The sequence below is a fragment of the Vibrio nigripulchritudo genome, assembly GCF_027924785.1.
GTDB classification, from domain to species: Bacteria; Pseudomonadota; Gammaproteobacteria; order Enterobacterales; family Vibrionaceae; genus Vibrio; species Vibrio nigripulchritudo.
The window spans coordinates 2,369,292-2,392,944 of record NZ_AP027049.1; the positions used below are offsets into that span (position 1 = coordinate 2,369,292).

19 protein-coding genes are annotated in these 23,653 nt (G+C 47.6%); 11 read left to right on the plus strand and 8 right to left on the minus strand.

Annotated elements, in window-relative coordinates; genetic code table 11:
- Positions 1-3: 3 nt before the first annotated feature.
- The 6 genes from QMG91_RS10900 to QMG91_RS10925 all read right to left on the minus strand — a co-directional run bounded on the left by QMG91_RS10900 (position 4) and on the right by QMG91_RS10925 (position 7,438).
- Positions 4-1,035 carry a LacI family DNA-binding transcriptional regulator gene (locus tag QMG91_RS10900; protein ID WP_281826431.1) on the minus strand — a complete coding sequence of 344 codons (1,032 nt, stop codon included), beginning with the start codon at positions 1,033-1,035 and terminating at the stop codon, positions 4-6.
- A 65-nt stretch (positions 1,036-1,100) separates the two neighbouring features.
- Positions 1,101-2,198, minus strand: coding sequence for an ABC transporter ATP-binding protein (locus QMG91_RS10905; RefSeq protein WP_022550299.1), 1,098 nt, complete (start codon positions 2,196-2,198; stop codon positions 1,101-1,103).
- Positions 2,199-2,201: 3 nt separating this feature from the next.
- Positions 2,202-3,854 (minus strand): alpha-glucosidase, encoded by a 1,653-nt coding sequence (locus tag QMG91_RS10910; RefSeq protein WP_281826433.1) that lies wholly within the window; start codon positions 3,852-3,854, stop codon positions 2,202-2,204.
- A 2-nt stretch (positions 3,855-3,856) separates the two neighbouring features.
- A complete protein-coding gene (locus QMG91_RS10915) occupies positions 3,857-5,011 on the minus strand; it encodes a carbohydrate ABC transporter permease (RefSeq protein WP_281826435.1) in 1,155 nt (384 codons plus the stop codon).
- On the minus strand, positions 5,011-6,012 hold the full coding sequence (locus tag QMG91_RS10920; RefSeq protein ID WP_022592251.1) for a carbohydrate ABC transporter permease: 1,002 nt from the start codon (positions 6,010-6,012) through the stop codon (positions 5,011-5,013). The genes QMG91_RS10915 and QMG91_RS10920 overlap by 1 nt, the downstream gene beginning before the upstream one ends.
- 70 nt (positions 6,013-6,082) lie before the next feature.
- On the minus strand, positions 6,083-7,438 hold the full coding sequence (locus tag QMG91_RS10925; RefSeq protein ID WP_004401459.1) for an ABC transporter substrate-binding protein: 1,356 nt from the start codon (positions 7,436-7,438) through the stop codon (positions 6,083-6,085).
- A 373-nt stretch (positions 7,439-7,811) separates the two neighbouring features.
- Between QMG91_RS10925 and hutC the strand changes: the two genes are divergently transcribed.
- From hutC to QMG91_RS10965, 8 genes are all read left to right on the plus strand, one after another.
- Entirely contained in the window at positions 7,812-8,522 is a 711-nt protein-coding gene (gene hutC / locus QMG91_RS10930; protein ID WP_022592253.1) for a histidine utilization repressor, read from the plus strand.
- Positions 8,523-8,678: 156 nt separating this feature from the next.
- Positions 8,679-9,890 carry an imidazolonepropionase gene (hutI, locus tag QMG91_RS10935; RefSeq protein WP_281826439.1) on the plus strand — a complete coding sequence of 404 codons (1,212 nt, stop codon included), beginning with the start codon at positions 8,679-8,681 and terminating at the stop codon, positions 9,888-9,890.
- Positions 9,865-10,905, plus strand: coding sequence for a formimidoylglutamase (hutG, locus tag QMG91_RS10940; protein WP_281826441.1), 1,041 nt, complete (start codon positions 9,865-9,867; stop codon positions 10,903-10,905). The genes hutI and hutG overlap by 26 nt, the downstream gene beginning before the upstream one ends.
- A gap of 22 nt (positions 10,906-10,927) precedes the next feature.
- Positions 10,928-12,607 carry a urocanate hydratase gene (gene hutU / locus QMG91_RS10945; RefSeq protein WP_223096559.1) on the plus strand — a complete coding sequence of 560 codons (1,680 nt, stop codon included), beginning with the start codon at positions 10,928-10,930 and terminating at the stop codon, positions 12,605-12,607.
- Between the two features lie 14 nt (positions 12,608-12,621).
- Positions 12,622-14,154, plus strand: coding sequence for a histidine ammonia-lyase (hutH, locus tag QMG91_RS10950; protein WP_004402669.1), 1,533 nt, complete (start codon positions 12,622-12,624; stop codon positions 14,152-14,154).
- A 146-nt stretch (positions 14,155-14,300) separates the two neighbouring features.
- Complete coding sequence (locus tag QMG91_RS10955; protein WP_022613982.1) at positions 14,301-15,026, plus strand: DUF3581 domain-containing protein; 726 nt, start codon at positions 14,301-14,303, stop codon at positions 15,024-15,026.
- Positions 15,027-15,246: 220 nt separating this feature from the next.
- Positions 15,247-16,263, plus strand: a complete 1,017-nt coding sequence (locus QMG91_RS10960; protein ID WP_022550289.1) for a GGDEF domain-containing protein — start codon at positions 15,247-15,249, stop codon at positions 16,261-16,263.
- A 197-nt stretch (positions 16,264-16,460) separates the two neighbouring features.
- A complete protein-coding gene (locus QMG91_RS10965) occupies positions 16,461-17,762 on the plus strand; it encodes an esterase-like activity of phytase family protein (protein WP_281826446.1) in 1,302 nt (433 codons plus the stop codon).
- Positions 17,763-17,765: 3 nt separating this feature from the next.
- On the opposite strand, the gene QMG91_RS10970 is transcribed toward QMG91_RS10965, so the two are convergent.
- Entirely contained in the window at positions 17,766-18,314 is a 549-nt protein-coding gene (locus QMG91_RS10970) for a GNAT family N-acetyltransferase (RefSeq protein WP_022593613.1), read from the minus strand.
- Positions 18,315-18,564: 250 nt separating this feature from the next.
- Between QMG91_RS10970 and QMG91_RS10975 the strand changes: the two genes are divergently transcribed.
- A complete protein-coding gene (locus QMG91_RS10975; protein WP_004398362.1) occupies positions 18,565-18,789 on the plus strand; it encodes a hypothetical protein in 225 nt (74 codons plus the stop codon).
- Between the two features lie 76 nt (positions 18,790-18,865).
- Here QMG91_RS10975 and ydiJ read toward each other — a convergent pair whose 3' ends face one another.
- On the minus strand, positions 18,866-21,904 hold the full coding sequence (gene ydiJ, locus QMG91_RS10980; protein WP_281826451.1) for a D-2-hydroxyglutarate dehydrogenase YdiJ: 3,039 nt from the start codon (positions 21,902-21,904) through the stop codon (positions 18,866-18,868).
- A gap of 220 nt (positions 21,905-22,124) precedes the next feature.
- On the opposite strand from ydiJ, the gene QMG91_RS10985 reads away from it, so the two are divergent.
- Both QMG91_RS10985 and QMG91_RS10990 read left to right on the plus strand, forming a co-directional pair.
- Positions 22,125-22,802 (plus strand): DUF3334 family protein, encoded by a 678-nt coding sequence (locus QMG91_RS10985; protein ID WP_022550284.1) that lies wholly within the window; start codon positions 22,125-22,127, stop codon positions 22,800-22,802.
- Between the two features lie 128 nt (positions 22,803-22,930).
- A complete protein-coding gene (locus QMG91_RS10990; protein ID WP_004398359.1) occupies positions 22,931-23,614 on the plus strand; it encodes a DUF2786 domain-containing protein in 684 nt (227 codons plus the stop codon).
- The last annotated feature ends 39 nt before the right edge of the window (positions 23,615-23,653 follow it).

Consider the following 23,653-nt stretch of genomic DNA (forward strand, 5'->3'; position numbering starts at 1 on the left):
AATCTACGCACTGGTTCGGACGCACAATTCACTGTCAATCACACAGCTCTTTAGAGGTTCTTTTCCTAAAATCATATGGGCGGCCAAGCGTCCTTTTTCTCTCTGAGCCTGATGAATGGTGGTTAACCCAGCGGTTTTGGCTTGGGGAATGTCATCAAAACCGGAGATTCTTACATCAGCAGGAACATTCAATCCTGCATCTTGGCAAGCTTGCATCGCCCCTAATGCAATTACATCACTCATACAGAGAATGACGTCTGGTCTGGTGGTTTCAATGGCTTTTTGGGCAGCGGCGTAGCCTTGCTCAAAGTTGTTGTCTGGCACATTCCAGATGAATTCATCCGACAGAAAATGACCTGTTTTGGCTTTGAGCACATTCTGCATGCCCAGCAAGCGGCGATTTGAAACCGACAGATTTGGTGCAAGCAGATCAGACGTTTTTATCTGTTCGACTTCTCGGGATGCGGTCAGGCGCAGCCCAAGAATACAGACTTGTTGGAACGGTTGACTCAGTGTGTGGGTGGCAATAAGCGAAGCGGCACCTTCATCATCGGTATTAATGTGGCAGACACCATCGATATCGACGTCGACGGAAACCATGGGTTTATGCTGGCGTATCAGCCTTGCCAGCATTTCGTCATCTTTTGGGGGACCGTACACAATAAAGCCGTCGGCATACGCATCGAAAGAGCGGCTTTCAGCGAATCCAACACGGCTGGGGAGCAGAAGAATATTGATATTTTCTTCATCAAACACTTCCGATACCCCCGTCAGAAACTGAGTGGCAATCGGGTCACTGAAGTTGTATTGCAGGTGCTCAGCCAGCGACACACCAATAATGCCTGACTTACCAATTTTCAGACTTCTAGCTGCCGCATTGGGACCGTAAAACCCCATTTTTTCGCACTCAGCGAGAATGTGTAAACGAAGTTTTTCGGATAACTGATTGGGGCGGTTGAACGCATTAGAAATGGTCGCCGTGGACACGCCCAAAGCGAGTGAAACGTCTTTTAGTGTCAGTTTTTTAGCGGTCATAATGCGTTCAACGTCCTGTTTTTGCAATCTATCAGCCCCAAAAGTGGGTCGGATAGACTAACAAATTATCTGCGTAATGTTTGTCCTTTTTCTGCGTCAAACAAGTGAATTGAATTCAAATCCAGATAGCCAGTGAAGAAATCTTCATCGGGCGAAAAATCGTCGTCAGCTGGCACTTCCAGTGACAAAGGCTGGTCGCCAATTTCCGCACGGATCAGCATGCTGGCTCCCAGCAATTCGTAATCCACCAGTTTGCATTTCACAGACACGTGATTGTCGTGCCCAACAAATTCAGGTTTAAGATGAATATCGGTTGGTCGAATTCCTAACGTCACTTGGTTACCAGCAGTTACCTGGTCAAACTGCTCGGGTATCTGAATACTGCCGCCATTCAGCGCAAGAGACGCTTTTCCTTCCGAGTCGGAAACCGATGTATCGATCATATTCATGCTGGGATTACCGATAAATCCTGCAACAAACTTGTTCACTGGCCGGTTGAACACCTCTTTTGGTGAGCCGATTTGGGCAATCACTCCCTTCTCCATAATCACGATGCGGTCCGCCAGTGTCATGGCTTCAACCTGATCGTGTGTGACGTAGATGGTGGTGGTTTCCAGCTCGCGATGAAGCCCTTTGATTTCCGCACGCATCTGAGCACGCAGCTTGGCATCGAGATTGGACAACGGTTCGTCAAACAAGAAGAGCTTAGGCGTTCGAACCATCGCCCGCCCCATCGCAACACGCTGGCGCTGACCACCCGATAACGCTTTAGGCTTTCGATCAAGAAGTGGCGTGAGTTCAAGCAAATCCGCCGCCCATTCGACTCGCTGGTCGATCTTATCCTTCGGCATCTTTTTCAGCTTGAGGGAAAACGCGATGTTGTCGTACACCGACATATGGGGATACAACGCATAGCTCTGGAATACCATGGCGAGGTCGCGATCTTTCGGGTCGACGTCGTTGATGCACACATCATCAAGGAATATTTCCCCACTGCTGATGTCTTCCAACCCTGCAACCATGCGCAAAGTTGTCGATTTACCGCACCCCGAAGAGCCCAGCAATACGACGAATTCACCATCCTGAATTTCCAAATCAAACCCTTTTACTACCTGGGTTCCGCTGTAGTCCTTTTTGACATTTTTAAAGGTTACTGATGCCATCTGTCACCCCTCACTGCTTTTCAGGTTTGCGATGAATCCACCCGCAGATGGAAGCGTAAACACACCATCGGACTGGCTGTAAGGCAAACCGATATCTTCTAATGATTCAATAGCCAGCCCATGCTCCCCAAGTTCTGGCAGAGCGATTTCTTCACCAGTCAGGTTCAGCACAATAAGCATTCTCTGATCCTCTAGGTATCGTTCAAAACTGATCAATTCAGGATGCAGCGAGTGCCACTTGAAGTCTCCACCTTTCAGCAGTGGTTTGGTCTTACGCCACGCCACAAACTGCTGCACAAAATTCAGCATTGAGCTTGCCTGTTGCTGTTGATCTTCCGGATTAAGTGGCTTATGCGCCTCTTCTACTGGCAGCCATGTCGACTCGGCTGTGCTAAAGCCGCCTTCTTGGTTCCAAATCATTGGGGTACGACATCCGTCACGACCTTTGAAGTCCGGCCAAAACTCGATTCCAAATGGATCTTGCAAGTCTTCGAAACGCACATTCGCTTCCGGCAACCCAAGCTCCTCCCCCTGATAAATGCATGCGCTGCCTTTTAGGGTAAGCAGGAACACCATGCTGGCTTTCGCCAGCGACTCTCGCTCTAACTTAATGCCATTGCTGTCGGTGCTCCAGCGAGTAGCGCTACGCACCACATCATGGTTGCTTAATGCGAAACATGGCCAGCCCGACCCCAGATTTTCTTCAATTCGCTCCAGCGTTCCCTGAATGTGAGAAGCGCCATGCTCGTCACCAAGCAGTTCGAAGGTGTAAGCCGAGTGGAGTTTATCGCTACCAGACGTATACTCCGCCATCACTTTAAGCCCTTCGGGTGCGCCAATTTCTCCTACAGTGAATCGATCGGGGTACTCATCCAGCACCGCTCGCAGTTTCTGCAAGAATTCAAGGTTTTCTGGCTGAGTCAGTTGGTGGCAGTGATATTGATAGCTGAATGGATTTTTCTTATCTGTACCCACAAACTGCTCTTCCGGTTTTCTCACTGGCGGGTTGTCTCTCAGCTCTTTATCTTGGAAGAACATGTTCACCACATCTAACCGGAAACCATCGACGCCCAAATCCATCCAGAACTTTGCGGTATCCAACGTGGCTTGTTGCACCTCTGGATTGTGGAAGTTCAGGTCTGGCTGCGAGGCTAAAAAGTTATGCTGGTAATACTGCTGACGACGGCTGTCCCATTGCCATGCTGAACCACCAAAAATACTGAGCCAGTTGTTTGGTGGTGTGCCGTCTTCTTTTGCGTCTGCCCAGACATACCAGTCCGCTTTCGGGTTGGTTCTGTCTTGTCGGCTTTCTTCAAACCATGCGTGTTGGTCACTGCTGTGACTGTAAACTTGGTCGACAATCACTTTCAGCCCGAGCTTATGCGCTTCATCCAGCAATGTTTTGAAATCGTCTAGTGTGCCGAACATAGGATCGATTTCGACGTAGTTAGCAATGTCATAGCCAAAATCATCCATAGGTGAAGCAAAGATTGGAGATAGCCAGATCGCATCGACACCCAATTTCGCGATGTAAGGCAGTTTGCTGGTAATGCCGTTTAAGTCGCCAATCCCATCGCCATTGCTGTCCATGTAACTGCGCGGGTAAATTTGATAAATCACTGCCCCACGCCACCATTCCGAATTTGAAATTGCCATTATTATCCTCCTTTAACCGAACCCGACAGCAAGCCGCGAACAAAGTATCGCTGCAACGATAAAAACACGACCAGCGGCACCACTATGGTAATAAACGCGCCACTGGTTAAAATTTCCCAGTTGTCTCCGCGAGACCCTAAAAGCTCACGAAGCTGGGCTGTTAATACAATTTTGTCTCCGCTGTTCCCCAGGTACACCATAGCCACCAGCAGATCGTTCCATACCCATAAGAACTGAAAGATGGCGAAAGACGCCAATGCTGGAAGCGACAGCGGGAGCACCACTTTTGTAAACGTCTGGAAATGATTTGCCCCATCCATTCGGGACGATTCCATGATCTCTTTTGGCAGCCCCGCCATGTAATTTCGCAGCAGATAGATCGCCAGAGGCAGACCAAATCCGGTATGTGCCAGCCACACTCCGGGGTAAGACTTGGTGGCAACGTCGAACAGGTTGCCGAACTCGTTATACAAGCGCAGCACGGGAATCAAAGACATTTGCAAAGGCACCACCAGCAAACCAACGATGATTGCCAACATGATGCTTTTCCCTCTGAAATCCATCCACGCCAGACCATAAGCCGCAAATGCCGCAATCATGATGGGAATAAAGGTCGCCGGAATCGTCACTGTTAAGGAGTTCACAAAGGCTTGCCCTACCCCTTCCGATGCCAGCACTTCCAGATAGTTTTCAAAGGTGAACCGAGGCGGAATGTTGGCAACATGAAAAATGCGTTTACCGCGTTTGTGGGTAAAAGGCTTGTCCGACTCCCATCGGTAGTCACCATTCTCCTGTACCGTCAGTACCGTACCGTTTTTCAGTTCAACAGAATCTCCGGGATTATGGGCGTCGATTTCTTTGGCGCGTTCCCCCCAGCTTTTTACTGTTCTTCCCGACTCTTCCTCAAATAAGTTGCCTTGAATAACAAACTGGTCGCCTTCACGAATTTCGCTGCCTTTTTTGCCCGTGCGAACCACCTCATTACGTTCAGTGGTGATCATGGCTGTCCACCAGCCACTCACCGCCAGTTGATCTTTGTCTCGCACCGAACTGACCAACAGCCCTAGAGTTGGTAAAGTCCAGGTCAGCACAAAAAACAGGATCAGCCCATGTTTGAATAGCATTCCGGCAGAGAGCTTTTTCTTATTTTTTTCCATTATTCTTCCCTTGCCTTTTTAATGTTCCACAACATCACCGGAATTACCGCAATCATCAGGACAACGGCAATCGCACTGCCTTTCCCGAAGTCGCCTCCTCCACGGAACATCCAGTCAAACATCAGGTTCGCCATGACTTCTGTATCCCATTGCCCGTTGGTCATGGTCAGAACAATGTCGAAGACTTTTAGCACCAGAATGGTAATGGTCGTCCACACCACCAAAATGGTCGGAATGATTTGAGGAACAAGAATTTTCAGGAAGATTTGAAAGTCATTCGCCCCATCCAGTTTGGCCGCTTCCAAGACTTCTTCAGAAACCCCACGCATAGCTGCGCCAAGCAGCACCATGGCAAAGCCAGTCTGAATCCAGATAAGAATGACCATCAATAGAAGGTTGTTCCAGAAAGGTAAGGCTATCCAGGCTTGTGGTTCGCCCCCCAGCGCCACCACAATGGCATTTAATAATCCGATTTGGTCACTGTCTGCACCTCGGTAGTCGTAAACAAAGCGCCAGATAACACTCGCCCCAACAAACGAAATCGCCATGGGTAGGAAAATGAGCGTTTTGGCTACTTGCCCCCACCAGATCCGGTCAGCAAGGTAGGCGATCACCAAACCCAACCCAGTGCTCAGTGTGGGTACAAATATCAGCCATAGAATGTTGTTAATAATGGCTTGTGAAAATTCTTCGTCGCCGAATGCCCATGAGTAGTTGCTGAAGCTGACAAATTCGGTCGCGGTTCTGTCATACATAGACAGACGAAATGTCTCGATGACGGGGTACACCAAAAAGATCGTCAGCAATATTAAGGCAGGACCGACAAAGATAAATGGCTGCACTTTCAGCCTGAGCTGATCACGCTTTCTTTTCTCTTCACCCTGCAAGTTCTTACTGGATAACGCTTTCTCTAAACCAAAATACGCAGCGTAGTAAAAGGCGATAGAAACCGTTACCGCGATAAGCATGGCAGACAGAGAATCCAGGAGTTGATCGATCACAATCTCTCTCCATCAAACAAATTGAGATAGGAGGGTGAGCAAAGCCCACCCTTGAATTCATTAAAACTGGTTACTTGTTGTCGTCCCAGCTTTTCTGAATAGACTGAGTGACCTTTTCAGCAGACTCACCACCGACGAAATCGACCATGCCAGTCCAGAAAGAACCAGCTCCGACCGCACCCGGCATCAGGTCAGAACCATCAAAGCGGAATGTAGTGGCATTCAGCAGAATTTCGCCCTGTTTTCTTTGTGCGTCGTTTTCATACGTCGCGACATTTACGCCTTTGTGAGCAGACAAGAATCCACCCTGCGCCATCCACAATTCGTTCGCGAGCGGTGTCAGTAAGTAATCCATAACTGCACGGGTAGCCGGAGAGTCTTTGGTTACCGCGTAAGCCACACCTGCGCCTAACACAGGGTTGCCCAAGTCTTTCGATTCATAAGATGGGAAGTAGAAGAAGTCGGCATCTTCACCAACAACGGTGCCTTTCGGGAAGAACGCAGGGATGAAGCTCGCCTGATGGTGCATAAAGCATTTAGCTGGCACCGTGAATAAACCTTTCGGGCTGTCGCGGAAGTCGGTGGTGCCCACAGATGCCGCGCCACCAGCTACGTATTTGTCGTTCAGTGCAAACACACCGAATTTCTCGATCGCATCAACAATTCGTGGGTCAGTAAACTTAATGCTGTTGTCCACCCAGCCGTCATACACTTCTGGCTTCTGAGTTCTCAGCAGAATGTCTTCCACCCAGTCTGTTGCTGGCCAGCCAGTTGCACCACCAGAACCTAAACCGATGCACCATGGTGTATTGCCGTCTTTTGCCATTTGTTCCGTCAGAGCTAGTAGGTCTTCCATGGAGTGTGGGACTTCGTAGCCTGCATCTTCAAAGTTGTCTGGCGAGTACCAGACCAATGATTTGATGTCTGTTTTGTAGAAGACACCGTAGAATTCTTTCTTACCTGACTTGTTTTTGTAGGTGCCAAGATCAACCCAGGAACTTCCCGCGGCATAGTTCTTTTTCACGTAGTCGGAATACTTGTCACCGAGAGGAACAAGCAGATCTTTAGAAGCGAGGTCGGCAGCTAAGCCAGGCTGAGGAAACGCTGCAATATTGGGTGGGCTACCTGCCTGGGTATCAATAACAATTTGTTGTTCGAATCCATCAGACCCTGAGTACTGAACATCAATGCCTGTGACTTTCTCGAAGTACGCAAAAACATTTCGGATTTTGGTGTCTTCCGGGGCAAGGAAAGGACCAGCAACCGTAACGGTTTGTCCTTTCAGATTCAGATTTTCAAAAGCTTTAAGATCTCCCCATGAGAAATATCCTTCTCCCTCTGGAAAAATCAGATCCTGCGACCATACACTTGTAGACAGAGACGCAGCAACAGCGGCTGTGAGTAACTGAACTTGGTAGCGTTTCATTTAATGTTCCCTCTTAACATGTTTTTTAGTGTTGTGAATGCTAAGAAACCCGGCTCGATACCTAAAAAGGGAAACATTAGAAGGCGAGGTAAAAAGCCACTTTCTCTTAACATTTAATTAACCTTAAACGTTTAAGAATATTTAAAGCGTGATAAAGATCGAATTTTGACCACCAAGATCTGTCTCAATTTCAATACAAAACTTTCCGGTTATCTGCTCCAATCCGCTTATGAATCCGGTTTAGCAGTGCAAACCAAATAGTCTGTTTTGTGACCTGTTCAATGACCGAACTAACGTTTTGTGAAACCAGTGTCTTGATATCGGGTTTCAAATTCCGCATCATTTGTATAGTCAATAAGCATTGGTACCAGTAATGGCAAGCACTCCGCTCTACATACAAATCAAACGTTATATTCTGGATAAAATTGAATCTAACGAATGGCCAGTAGGTCAACGTATCGCCACAGAACTCGAATTGACGGATCAGTTTGAGGTGAGCAGGATGACGGTAAACAAAGCGATTCGGGATTTGGTATCAGAAGGGAAATTAAAGCGAACTCCGAGATTAGGGACTTTCGTCTGTGCTCAGGAAGAAAAAGCAGAATCTCCCCTGCTCGATATTCGAAATATTGCGGACGAAGTGTCTTCCCGCGGAAAGCAATACCATAGCCAGGTGCTGAAGCAAAAATCACTCAAAGCGGACGATGCCATCGCCACCAAGCTTGGTGTCATGTTAGGCAGTGATATTTTCTACAGTGAGATCATACATTTTGAAGACAGCACACCCATCCAACTTGAAGTTCGGTGGGTCAACGCGGCTTATGCGCCAAAATACTTAAAGCAGGACTTTTCAACCATTACGCCCAACCAGTACCTGTCAGATAACTGCCCGTTAAGTGCCATTGAGCACACGGTAGAAGCGATTAACCCTGATGTTCGCATTCGCGATGCCTTAGAGCTAAAGACATACGAACCCTGCTTGCTGCTGAACAGAAGAACCTGGAGTGGCGATAAACTGGTGAGTTCTGCCCAGCTTTACCATCCGGGCTCCAGATATAAGTTAAGCTCTAAAATCGATATTTAGCCGCATAATATTCCACCCTCTTGCGAATACTCAGGCGATAGCGTCTGAGTACCCAATTTTCGACTCAATGATCACACTTTTATAACATCTGTCTTGCCCACTTTTCTGATTTCATCTATTTATTTGTATATACATTTGAACTTCGAAGAAGAAATCATGCTGCGGAAACTGATAAACGCAAAACTGGTGACCATGACAGAAGGCGAAGCTGGCTACAGAGTGTCGCGTCCGAAAAGTGTGCTGATTGAAAACGGGAAGATCGTTGCAATCGCTGATGAAATTGATGTTTCGCTGCCTGATTCTCAGGTTATCGACTATCAGGACAAGCTGGTCACACCGGGCTTAATCGACTGCCACACACATCTGGTTTTTGCTGGTAACCGCGCCAATGAATTCGAAATGCGCTTAACAGGCGTACCTTACGAAGAAATCGCCAGACAAGGTGGCGGCATTCTTTCAACGGTGAACGCCACGCGCCAGTCCAGCATTGAGGAACTGGTTGAGTTGTCTCGCCCTCGCCTTGAAGCGCTGATGAACACCGGTGTAACCAGCATTGAAATCAAATCAGGTTACGGGTTAACACTGGAAGACGAACTCAAGATGCTCCGTGCAGCAAAACGTCTGGCTGAGGAATACCCGATCCATCTTGAGACCACTCTCCTGGCTGCGCACGCAGTACCACCCGAATTTAAAGACCAACCAGATGCCTATATCAATCTGGTTTGTGAAGAAATCATACCCGCAGCTGCGAAAGAAAACCTCGCGGACGCCGTCGATGTGTTTTGTGAATCCATCGGTTTCAGTCTGGAGCAAACTCAGCGTGTATTCGAAGCCGCAAGAACACACGGATTGAAAATCAAAGGGCACACCGAACAGCTGTGTAATCTGGGCGGTAGCAGGCTAGCGGCTGAACACGGTGCGCTGTCGGTTGATCATATCGAATATTTGGATGAAGAAGGTGTAAAAGCGGTTGCTAAAGCAGGCTCGGTGGCGACCTTACTTCCAGGTGCTTTCTATTTCTTGAGGGAAACCCAGCAGCCGCCTATCGAACTGCTTCGTCAGCATAACGTCCCCATGGCGGTTTCGACCGATTTGAATCCGGGCACCTCCCCTTTCGCTAACTTACCTCTAATGATGAACATGGCGTGCACCCTTTTCCGCCTAACGCCTGAAGAAACGCTGCGTGGTGTGACCTGTCATGCTGCAAAAGCGCTCGGTTTAGAAGACCAAAAAGGTCAGATTGAAATCGGGTTTGATGCGGATTTTGCTATCTGGAACATCGCGCACCCCGCAGACCTGAGCTATCAGGTAGGCATTCAACACTTACACGCTCGAATCGTAAATGGAGAGATTCACCATGTCGGATAATCGCTTTCAATGGCAGGGTCGAAATGATGTGGAAGATGCAGAACTTGGGCATCGTGTTCATCACATAATTCAACACGGCACGCCAACCGATGCACAAGCAGGTGACGTGACGATTCTCGGTTTCGCTTGTGATGCTGGTGTTGCGCGTAACAAAGGTCGCGTTGGCGCACAGCAAGCGCCCGACAAAATTCGACAAGCACTGGCGAATATGGCGTGGCACCAAGACACGCGGCTGTTCGATGGCGGTACAGTAACATGTGAAGGCGACGAGCTGGAGCGAAGCCAGAGTGCCCTTGCAGATGTACTCTCTTCAACTCTTAAACACACTCCCGCAATTACTTTAGGCGGAGGACATGAGATCGCCTGGGCGTCTTTTTCTGGTCTGGCTCGCTACTTCAAGCAGCAGGCGTTAAAGAAAAAAGGGGCGTCAGAGAAAGAAATAAAGTCACCGCGTATTGGCATCATCAATTTTGATGCTCACTTCGACTTGCGCGCGTTTGAATCCACCAATCCGGAAGCCAATGCACAACCAAGTTCTGGCACACCATTCAACCAAATTCATCATTACTGCCAGCAGCAGGGTTGGGCGTTCAATTATGCTTGCTTGGGGATCAGTGCCGCCAGCAATACCAAAGCGTTATTTAAGCGCGCTGATGATTTGGGCGTCTGGTATGTCGAAGACACCCAAATGCACGCTGGCACCCTGACAAAGCAGCTCACTCAGCTGCAACGATTTATCGACCAGAACGATGTGATTTACCTGACCATCGATCTGGATGTATTTCCCGCTGCGACGGCACCTGGTGTCAGCGCGCCCGCAGCAAAAGGAGTAAGCCTAGATACCTTCTCGCCTTACTTCGCCTTAATTCTGAATAACTACAACAAACTCAAAATTGCAGACATTGCAGAGTACAACCCGAACTTCGACATCGACGGTCAAACCGCGAGGCTCGCAGCCCGGCTTTGTTGGGATATGGCGAACGCTATGTCTCGATCTGCTTCTTCTGCCCAATAACTGAATTCAAAAGGAGTATCCGATGACGGATCCAAGACTCGATACCACTCGCACTATTCGTGCACCACACGGCACAGAGCTTCGCGCCAAATCCTGGCTGACAGAAGCGCCACTGCGTATGCTGATGAACAATCTGGACCCGGATGTGGCTGAACACCCTCATTCACTGGTTGTGTACGGTGGCATTGGTCGCGCTGCTCGCAACTGGGAATGCTACGATAAAATCGTCGAAGTGCTGGAAAGGCTGGAAGACGATCAAACACTGCTAGTGCAATCGGGCAAACCTGTGGGCGTGTTCCCTACACACAAAAACGCACCTCGTGTTTTGATTGCTAACTCAAACCTTGTTCCTCACTGGGCGAACTGGGAACATTTCAACGAGCTCGATAAAGAGGGCTTGATGATGTACGGGCAGATGACGGCAGGATCTTGGATCTATATCGGCTCTCAAGGCATTGTTCAGGGTACTTACGAAACCTTCGTCGCTGTGGCGAAAAAGCACTTTGATGGAGAAGCAAAAGGTCGTTGGATTCTGACTGGCGGTCTTGGCGGCATGGGCGGTGCTCAGCCTCTCGCAGCAACCATGGCTGGCTTCTCAATGCTTGCCGTAGAGTGTGATGAAACTCGAATCGACTACCGTCTGCGTACCGGTTACGTTGACAAAAAAGCCACCAGCCTGGATGAAGCGCTACAAATTATCCAAGACTCCGACACCCCTGTTTCTGTTGGTTTACTTGGCAACGCAGCCGATGTGTTCCCAGAACTGGTTAAGCGCGGCATCACTCCTGATGTAGTGACAGACCAGACTTCTGCACACGATCCATTGAATGGTTACCTGCCTCAAGGCTGGTCGATGGAGGAAGCAAAAACTCGCCGCACCGAAGACGAAGCTGGCGTTGTCAAAGCGGCAAAAGAATCCATGGCGGTTCAGGTGAAGGCCATGTTAGAGCTGCAAACTCGTGGTGCAGCGACACTGGATTACGGTAACAACATTCGTCAAATGGCGCTGGAAGAAGGGGTTGAGAATGCCTTCGACTTCCCAGGCTTTGTTCCGGCTTATATCCGTCCACTTTTCTGCGAAGGTATCGGTCCTTTCCGTTGGGCAGCACTATCCGGTGACCCGGAAGATATCTACAAAACCGACCAGAAAGTGAAAGAACTGATCCCAGATAACCCACATCTGCATAACTGGCTAGACATGGCTCGCGAGCGTATTCACTTCCAGGGTTTACCAGCACGTATTTGCTGGGTTGGGCTTAAAGACCGTGAGCGTTTGGGTCAAGCTTTCAACGAAATGGTGAAAAATGGCGAACTGAAAGCGCCGGTTGTGATTGGTCGTGACCACTTAGATTCCGGTTCGGTCGCCAGCCCTAACCGTGAAACCGAAGGTATGATTGATGGCTCTGATGCCGTATCCGACTGGCCACTTCTAAATGCTTTATTGAATACTGCGGGTGGCGCGACATGGGTATCTCTGCATCACGGTGGTGGCGTAGGCATGGGCTTCTCCCAACATTCAGGTATGGTCATTTGCTGTGACGGCACCGATGACGCTTCTGAGCGCATTGCACGTGTGCTTCATAATGACCCGGCGACAGGGGTGATGCGTCACGCCGATGCGGGCTACGACATTGCCAAAACCTGTGCAAAAGAGCAGAAATTGGATCTGCCAATGCTAAACGAAGAACTAAGCCGTCTGTAATGAGTGAGGGAAACATGATCAATCTAACGCTGAATCCAGGACATATCAGCCTGCACCACCTACGTCAGGTCAGCCGCGCTCCGGTTAACCTGTCACTTGACCCGGAAGCCATTCCAGACATTGAAGCCAGCACAGAAGTGGTGAATCAGGTTATTGCAGAAGATCGCGTGGTGTATGGTATCAACACCGGATTTGGTCTGCTTGCCAATACTCGTATTGCACCAGAAGATCTGGAAGTGTTACAGAAGAGTATCGTTCTTTCTCACGCCGCCGGTATTGGCGAGTTTATGCACGATGAAACCGTCCGTCTGATGATGGTATTAAAAATCAACAGTCTGGCGCGCGGGTACTCGGGCATTCGCCTTGAAGTGATTGAAGCACTGATTAAGTTAGTCAACTCTCAGGTTTACCCATGTGTGCCGCAGAAAGGTTCAGTGGGTGCCTCAGGCGACTTAGCCCCACTTGCTCACATGAGCACAGTACTGCTGGGTGAAGGTCAGGCACGCCACAACGGTAAGATCATTTCAGGCATCGAAGCACTGAAAATTGCAGGGTTAGAACCCATCACGCTGGCACCGAAAGAAGGTCTGGCATTGCTGAATGGTACTCAGGCATCCACAGCATTTGCTTTAGAAGGGCTGTTTGCAGCAGAAGACCTATTCGCCTCTGCCACCGTTTGTGGTGCCATGTCGGTAGAAGCAGCATTAGGCAGTCGCCGTCCATTCGACCCACGCATTCATCGCGTTCGTGGTCATCGTGGTCAGATGGATGCAGCGGAAGCGTATCGCTTCCTGTTAGATGGTTCCAGTGAGATCGGTGAATCGCACACCGACTGTGAAAAAGTACAAGACCCGTACTCACTGCGTTGTCAGCCACAGGTAATGGGCGCGTGTTTGCAGCAGATTCGAAATGCCGCCGACATTCTGCAAGTGGAAGCTAACTCGGTTTCCGATAACCCACTGGTCTTTGCTGAAGACGGTGACATCATCTCTGGTGGTAACTTCCACGCAGAACCTGTTGCTATGGCTGCGGATAATCTTGCTCTGGCGATTGCGGAAATTGGTAGCTTGTCTGAGCGTCGAATGGCACTGCTTATCGACAGCGCGTTAAGTAAACTTCCTCCGTTTCTGGTGGACAACGGCGGTGTAAACTCCGGCTTTATGATTGCTCAGGTGACTTCCGCGGCCTTGGCGAGTGAAAACAAAACCCTCGCTCACCCAGCTTCCGTGGACAGCTTGCCAACGTCTGCGAATCAGGAAGACCACGTTTCTATGGCAACATTTGCGGGTCGCCGTCTGCGCGACATGGCGGAAAACACACGTGGTATTCTGGCTGTCGAATACCTTTCAGCAGCGCAGGGACTGGACTTCCGAGCACCACTTAAATCGTCACCGCGAGTAGAAGAAGCAAAGCACATTCTTCGTGAAAAAGTCTCGTTTTACGATAAGGACCGCTACTTCGCACCAGACATTGAAGAAGCGAATGCCTTGCTGAAACTTGCCGTCCATAACCATCTGGTACCGGAAAAAACACTTTGTTCTGTTTAACAGCAGATTTTGCAGCAACATAAAGTGCCTTTGCGCACATTAATTAACGCTAACCTCCCTTCGGGGAGGTTATTTTTCACTGGATAGACCATTTACCCATAAATGTCGGATATAATCGCCGCAGTTTTTGTAATTAACCGTGAATTATGTTCCTGACTCCTTACTTTTCAATCGAAGACAACCAATTCCAGTTCACTCGCCAGCAAGCAAGCCACTTTGCTAAGAAAGTTGCGGGCGACTACAACCCAATCCACGATGAAGATAACAAGCGTTTCTGCGTACCTGGCGACCTATTGTTCGCAGTACTTCTTAATCAAGAGGGCGTAAGCCAGAAAATGCGTTTTGACTTCTCTGGAATGGTGTCGGAAGGGATTGCCTTATCAGTAGCGGAAAAAGGTGAAACAGAAAGTGCGCTTGTGGATGCGAATGGCAAAGAATATTTGCACATGCATCACGAAGGTGAAGTATCGAAAGACGCTAAGTTCATTGAACACCTGACCAAGTCTTATGTTCAATTCTCAGGCATGAACTTCCCTCACATCATGGTTCCTCTGATGGAAGACAAACAGATGATGATCAACTGTCAGCGTCCGTTGGTCATGTACGAGAGCATGGAAGTAGAATTTGACCGACTGGATCTTTCAGAACCAAGCGTAGAATTTGCTGGCGCAACATTTGAAATTGAAGGCAAGCGTGGTCAAGTCACATTGAACTTCAGCTTTACTGACAACGGTGAAGTGGTCGGTAAAGGTGTGAAACGCATGGTCGCATCTGGATTGCGTCCATATGAAAAAGAAGCGGTTGACGATCTGGTTGAACGTTTTAATGCTCGAAAAGACGCCTTTATTGAATCCCAAGCTGTAGCAGCATAAGCCTGTAAAAAAAGATTCAAATCCCGGGTTATCGCCCGGGATTTTTGCTTTCTGCCCCCTTCCAATCCCCACTTAATTACAATCAACTCAGTTTCTGTGCACTCCTTTGAAACCATTTGTTACAGAGTTTGATATACTTTTATAAAAATAATATTGCTTGCTGGCATCGAAACCTTGCAATTAAAGGGGTGCGATGCTCCCTACTCCACGGGGAACCTGTATGCTAAGAAAAAGAACGCCAGAGTGGATGGCGTCACATTACGGGCTGCTGGAGCTTAACGAACATCATAAAGTCCTACGCTTTATTACCATTGTATCGTTGCTCGTGTTCGTACCATTTTCGATCAAAAATGTTGTATTGGGGGAATATATTTATGCTGGTCTGCTGATTGCTTTTCAATTGTCACTGCTTCTCGAAGTGTACTGGTTTTACACCCGACGCAGACCTTTGATTACTTACCTCCTACCCGTAATGCTACTCATAGCATGTGCGGTATTCGCGATCCCTGTTCTTGGCATTATCGGTTCGTACTGGGCATTCCCTATCGCGGTTTGCGTGGTATTCGTCGTCCCTACCCGAGTATCTTCAATCTGCAATGGAATCATGATCGTTGGTATCGCGGTGGTTGGGTATTACTACCTTGAGCACGCAACGCTTCTTCGATTAGTGGGTGCCCTAAGCATTACCGCAATTTGTGCGCAATTTATGATGAGCTCGCTGATCAAAACGCAGGATAAGCTGAAAGAACTTTCGATCACCGATGCGATGACAGGTGCACTGAACCGTTCGCAGCTAGAGGCTTATCTCGGTACGAGTCTGGAACTGCACCGCAAAACAGGAATGTCTTCCAGTATCGCTTTGATCGACATTGATAATTTCAAACAGGTTAATGACAGTTTCGGTCACGATGTTGGTGATCAGATGATTCAATCGGTAGTTAAGGTCATCAAAGAACACCTTAGGTCGAGTGATTTCATCTTTCGATTGGGTGGCGACGAGTTTCTGATTCTGTTTCGTAAATCAGGCTTAAAAGACAGTTACATCCTGATGGAGAAGCTGAAACAGAAAATTTCTGAACTTCACCACCACAACGAATTGGAAGCATCCATCAGTGTGGGAATGGCTCCTTCCTGTGTCGACATCAAGGTGAACGAATGGCTAAAACACGCTGACCTTTCACTCTATGACGCCAAAAAACAGGGTAGAAACCGGATCGTCATTCACCGCGACCATTGATTCATTCCTTTGATAAACAACTATGCCCATATATGGGTATAGTCTCTCCAGCTCATTCATCTCTACAGCCCATTCATATTGTGTCCCAGATTTGGGAAGTCACTGAGTGGAAACATAACTATCAATATAGATTCACAGATCTGACAAGCCCTGTCATTACTGTCTGTCGTTGAACCACTCAAACTAACCAGGATGTAATGATGAACAGCAAGTATCTCTGGGCAATGATGCCCCTACTCTCTTTATCTGCATTTGCAGAGACCCAGTTCGAAGCAAAATTAAAAGGTCATGTGATCATTCCGGCACAAAGCTTTATTGCGCCACCCAAGGATGCACCATACTCCTTCAGCCATTCAGGTCGCTTTACAGGAAAGGGCAACCAACGCGTTGAGCAGACGGGTGCCAATAAAAATAAAACCGAAATTGGTACTCCCTTCGCCGGGCAGCCGTTGCAAGGTTTCTCAGGCATTAAGACCTTGGGAAATGACCGATTTTTACTTCTTACCGATAACGGCTTCGGGCGAAAATCTAACTCTGCAGACGCTATGCTGTTTTTTCACATCGCTAAAATCGACTTTGAAAATGATGAGGCATTGATTGAGAAAACCCTATTCCTGAGCGACCCGAATAGAGTCGTTCCATTTCCCATCCAGACAGAACACTCCGAAACACGTTACCTGACAGGAGCAGATCTCGACCCAGAATCCATTCAACCTATCGAAGGCGGTTACATTATTGGCGAGGAGTTTGGTCCCTACATTCTGACAACCGATTCTAATGGTGTGGTGACATCATTTCACGAAACGCGAGTCAACGGTCATCTATATCGATCACCAGATAATCCAATGGCGGATTTCACTTCTGGTAAAGACAAGTTTGATGTTCCTCGCTCTGGCGGGTACGAAGGCATGGCTGCAAGCCCTGATGGCAGATTTGTCTATCCGATGCTTGAGAAGCCAACCATTGGTGACAAATCTGGACTTCGCTACTTAAAAGTTTTTGAATTCGATGTTGCTCAAAAAGCTTTCACAAGCAACGTGTACAAATACCCACTGCATGAAAACGCAGCGGCAATTGGTGATTTCAATTTGATTGATGACAGACGCGCACTGGTCATAGAAAGAGACAACGGGCAAGGCGATGAAGACAAATCGTGTAACGTCTCCGCTAAACCATGCTTTTCTAACCCCGCAAAGTTTAAACGTATCTATCTGGTGGATTTGAAAGCAAAAGACGCCAATGACTTAGCGAAAAAGTTAGGTTACATCGACCTGATGGACATTCAGGATCCTGATAAGCTTGCGAAACTGGGCGCCAGAAAGGATGGTCGATTTACTTTCCCTTTTGTCACTATTGAAGATGTTGACCGCTTTGATGACAACCACATCATTGTCGGAAACGACAATAACTTCCCATTCAGTCAGGGAAGACATCCGGTGAATGCCGATAACAATGAATTTGTTTTGTTAGAAGTAGGTCCATTCCTGAAACAGAAGTAACGGTCAGAGACGATTGATTTCAAGACAGAACTCGTAACAATCAATCATATTGCCGTTGATGCAGGTAAAGTCATTGACTTTGCCTGTCTGTTTAAACTGATTATTGAGCAGCACGCGCTGCGATGCGATGTTTCCAGTTGCCGCGTAAGCTCTGAGCTTAGTTAGCCCCCTGTAGGTGGTTGCATAACGAATCAGCTGTTGCGTCGCCAGAGTTGCCAAGCCTTGTCCGGTTGAACGCTCAGCGATTCGGTAACCTACCCAGGCCTCGCCTTTCTTAAGGTCAATGCCATGCAGGTTAGCTCGCCCTAATATCTCCCCACGTCCATTTTTGATGAGTGTGGGTAGCATGGTCATGCTTTCGTAGTCTCGTAGGCATTCTCGAATATGAAGGTTAACTCCTTTCAAGCAGTAGAAACTCTCTGGTCTGCCATCGATGTAAGACTCAAACCAGTGGCGATTAGCTCGTTCGAATCGAAGTAAATCTTCACAATCGTGGTAACTGAGAACAGGAAATGTGAACAGATTATCTTGCATCGCACCTATCTTTTTCATTGAGCTCAACGAATCCAAATATTGAACTCTATGCAATAAAACCACAAATTAAGAAATGGGATTTTTTCTAGATTGTTGAGACTGATAACAAAATTAAGAAACGATGGTCGGCAAGCGACAACCGATTCTCTTACCGCATTTCATTTTCTGAGCACGTGGTCATCCAAAGCAATATGGACACTTTCAATTAGCTAAATTGTTATGTTATAACATCATAAAATATTTAATCAGTAAAAAGGAAACCTGCTTCATGTCTAAATCCGCAATTCCAAGTACCTATCACGAATGGCGACATTGTATTACCGTTGATTGCGGCATCCCACTAACAACAGAATACGTTGAACAGCGTATCGAGGCACTTCAGTCCGACCGGGATGAGCACACTAAGCAGTTTGTGAAGCTGTATGGCGATCAGTACAGGCAGCAAGTGGTAAACTGGTTCAAAGAAGCACAAGCTGAATTAGCCAATGGATAATCAACTCATCTCCAAACCAAAAAAGCGAAGCTCAATGCTTCGCTTTTTAGATAACCGAACCCGGATGAGAACTTGGCTAAACCAATGTAAGTAGTGCCTGAAGCGGGTGCTTCAGTCTTTCATTAGCAAAACGTTTCACCTGACTTCGACAGGAATACCCGGTTGCCAAACAGTGGGACTTGTCCAGTTCTTCCATTTGAGGCTCCCAACTCAAACCATAAATGTCGCGAGACATTTCCAGTTTATCGACTTCATGACCAAACGTACCTGCCATTCCACAGCACCCGACTGGGATGGTATTCAGAGTTGCTCCAAACTTAGTGAAAATCGCTCCCCACTCTTTTTCTGCATTTGGCATTTTGGTTTTTTCTGTACAGTGTGAGAACAGATACCAGGGTTGATCGTAACGTTTGTCAGACAAGGTGATGTCATCAAGTTGCGGCGTCAGCCACTCGTGAACGGTAAGCACCTCAAAATCACCACGTTTGTCCCCCAGTACTTCTTTGTATTCGTCGCGATAACAAAGCACCAGAGCTGGATCGACCCCGACCAGTGGAATACCGGTATCCGCTACCATCGCCAGAAAATCAGATGTGTTCTTTGCCGAAGCCGCGAATTGCGATAAGAATCCTTTGATATGTTGCGCTTTGCCATTGGGTTTGAAAGGTAACAGGACGGGCTTTTTACCTAAACGCTGTGCCAGAAGTACAAAGTCTTCTACCACTTCTGCATCGTAGTAACTGGTGAAAGGGTCCTGAACAATCAGCACATAGTCTTGCTTCTCTGAATCCGACAAGGCGTTCAGTTTCTTTAGATCAAACTGAGTATCATGATGAGGTTTCAACCTCTGAATCAATGTTGGTACGCTCATGAGCGGCGCATCAACGTACCCTACAGTTTTCGCCGTGAGCGACTGAACCCAATTCTGGTTGAGCGCCAGGTTAACCGTTTTCGGAATCTTAGCCATAAAAGGCAAGAGGGTTTCGATGTTAGCAACCAGATAGTCTTTGGCTGGGCGCTGGTATCTTGAGTAATAGATGTTCAGGAAGCGCGAGCGGAAACTTGGCACGTCGACTTTGATCGGGCACTGGCTGGCGCACGCTTTACAGGCTAAGCATCCATTCATCGCTTCGTACACTTCATGGGAGAAGTCATACTCATGACGTTTATTGATGGTGTTTCTGACACGATCAACCAATGTCTTTATACTGGCGCTCCCTTTAAGGGTCTGCTTCTCCAGATCCAGAATATCGATGCCGTGATCAGTGAGCTGTCTTAGCCATTCACGCACCATGCCCGCTCGTCCTTTAGGCGAATGACGGCGATCAGCGGTCACCTTCATGGAAGGACACATTGGTGAACTGGTGTCGTAGTTAAAGCAGAGACCGTTGCCATTACATTCCATGGCTTGCTTAAAACTGTCTCTTACCTGAACCGGAATTTGACGATCAAAAGTACCGCGTTTAGCGTCTGTCACTTTAACCAGTTCAGCGTCGCTCCCCAAAGGCGTACAGATTTTGCCTGGGTTCATTTTGTTTAATGGATCAAAAGCCGCCTTTACCCGGCGAAGTTCCATGAATAGAGACTCACCGAAAAACTCTGGTCCGTACTCTGAACGAAACCCTTTACCGTGTTCGCCCCACATTAAACCGCCGTACTTGGCCACCAGCTTCACAACTTCATCCGAGATGCGATGCATCAGGGCTTCCTGCTCAGGGTCACAGAGATCCAGCGCAGGACGTACGTGCAGGACACCAGCATCGACATGACCGAACATTCCGTAGTTCAGTTCTTTCTCATCCAGGAGATCACGAAACTCCTGAATGAAGTCCGCCAAGTTCTCGGGAGGTACGCAGGTATCCTCGGCAAATGCCACAGGTTTTGCCTTCCCTTTGGCAGCACCAAGCAGACCAACAGCCTTTTTACGCATGGCGTAAATTCGCCCAATACTCGCGAGGTCGGTACACACCTGATAGCCAATGATGCCACCGTCTTCATTTTCCAGCATCTGATCCAACTTGCTCGTAAGCTGAGCAACCTGATTCTCTACTTTTTCATTGTCTTGCCCGGCAAACTCAACAATGTTAATGCCGAGCATTTCTTTGCCCGGGACATCGGTCAGAAGATCGCTAACCGTATGCCAGACGATGTCTTCTTTCGCAAGGTTGAGGACTTTTGAGTCGATGGTTTCTACTGAAAGCGCATTCGCTTCCACCATAAATGGGGCGTTACGGAGCGCGGAGTCGAACGTGTTGTACTTTACGTTCACCAGAGTTCGCGCTTTAGGGATCAGAGTAAGGTTGAGTTTTGCTTCGGTGATGAATGCCAGAGAACCTTCTGCACCACAAAGTACGCGAGTTAAATCGAAGGTATCATCCTCTTCATTCAGCGCATTTTTCAGATCGTAACCAGTCAGAAATCGGTTAAGTGGCGGAAACTTTTCTACAATCTCGGGGCGTTTCTGACGGCAAACCTGCTCAGTAACGGTCAAAGCCTGCTGTGCGTACGTCCCTTCTTCTGGGCTTTCACCACTTTGATCACTTTCAATTAATGAACCATCTGCAAAAACAGCTTGCAGAGACAACACATGATCCGACGTTTTTCCGTAAACCAGTGACCCCTGACCAGACGCATCAGTGTTAATCATGCCACCCAATGTGGCACGGTTACTGGTTGAGAGCTCTGGAGAGAAGAAGAAGCCATAAGGACGAATAACGTCATTAAGCTTATCTTTTACAATACCCGTCTGTACCCTGACCCACCCTTCTTTTTCGTTAATTTCCAACACTTTGTTCATATGACGAGAAAGGTCAACCACGATGCCTTTTGTCAAAGATTGCCCGTTTGTGCCCGTTCCGGCACCACGTGGGGAAAAAGTAATGGTTGAGTAATCAGGCTGGCTTCCGATTTGCCCGATTAACTGAACGTCTTGGGTAGTTTTGGGATGAACAACAGCCTGAGGTAGCTGCTGGTATACACTGTTGTCAGTGGCGACGGCTAAGCGGCTTGAGTACATGGACTCGATATCACCAGTAAAGCCTGCTTGTTGAAGTTCTTCGAGGTATTGTTTAACTAAAGGATCAACATCCGATTGGTGTTGTAGTCTTGGTAACATTATGCTTCCTGCTCCCTGATGGCTGTTCCGTTCAGCCGGGATAAAAATGGTTTAAACATTGCGATTTATTTTTTGATTTTCGTCACTTTACAACATTTCAGAGCTTGATAAAAACAGAAAGTACGCATGAAATTAAATCGTTTGCTTACATTTTTGAATTTTTCGTCCACACTTCAATACAAGCAAACATTTTCTCCTATCGTTGTTAAGCGAATTCCATATGAAAAAAAATAAGATAGTTACAACAGAAGATATCCTTTTAAAGCTGTGCCAATCGGTTTCTGGTGTGCTGCAGTCGGCAACGGATTCAAAGATTTCATACTCCGCAATGGTGCAAAAGATCAATAAAACTTGCTTAAAGCCAGACTTTGGCTGTTTCGTACTTTTCGATGGCGGGTTTTCGGGGCTAGTCGTTATTAACTTTACTGCGCAGTCTGCGCTAGAACTTTACCAAAACTACATGCGTAACATGGGAATGCCGGAAGATGAACTGGCTATTCTCCATACTTCAGATGAAGTGGGTGACGTACTGGGTGAACTGATGAACCAGTTGGTGGGTGACTTCACCAATAAGATCAGAAAAGAACTGCAAACCAATATCACACAAAACCAGCCGAAGATGCTGGCGATCAACAAGCAGGTCATGCTGTCTGTTGATACTAACCTTGACCGTCCTCAGGCAAGGCGTGTGACTTTCTCTACCGAGAAGAACAACATCTTTTATCTTGAGCTGGCAATGGATAAAACGGAGTTCATCCAGCTTGAAGAATTTGAAGCCGAAGATGACGCTAGCGTTGATGACATTTTCGAGCAGGCAAAGACAAGTGAAAAGAAAGTTGACGATATCCCACCTGCGGATGACGTGGCTGATGACCTATTGGACGAATTGGGCATCTAACTCTTTCTTTCATAAGAAAGCATTGAAAACGCCACGCTTGATAAGAGCGTGGCGTTTTTGCTTTATGCTTCCACTTGCGTTTCTAACACGTTAAAATGGTCGACTTTTCCAATTGAACAGCTGTGGACATGGATAAAAAGAAAGCCCTGAAAAAAATTGCCAAATGTTTAGAGCTAGGCAACTCTGCCAACGTAAACGAGGCCGCCAACGCCATCAAAATGGCGCATCGTTTGATGCTCAAATATGGACTTGATAAAGACGACATCGAATTTATCAAGATGGGGAAAACTCAGTCCAGCCACCTACTACCTTCGAGTGTCTCGTCTAACCTGCTGCGCATTATCCGCGGCATCAACACCAAGTTTGGTGTTGAAGCAGTGTTACTGAACCACAAAGGTCTTAAACGTCTTGAATTCATCGGCGAAGCAGACAGAGCCATCTTTGCTGCTTTTGCGTTTGACATCATCTATCGTGAAATGAACGAACAAACCGGACAATTCAGAAATAGCTTTGCTGGCTCAGGCACAAGCAGTGCTGAAGTCACGCGTCGAGTTTCTTCATTTTTATCAGGCTGGATTGAAGGTGCGTTAGAGAAACTACCAGAAATCACGCCAGACGATGAATCCAACAACAAGATCAACAATTACATCGACAAAGAATTTAAAAACATCGACCGCGAAACTTTTAAACAGCAGTTAAAAGAAGCAATGAAGAACATCACCGCAGATTATGAAGTGGGATTGAAAAAAGGCAGACGGGTTTCAGTGAACCGACCGATTGACGGAGGTCAGGCGCCTAAGCTCCTCAAGTAAAAAATATGCCAACTGATAAGCACCCTTATTAGGGTGCTT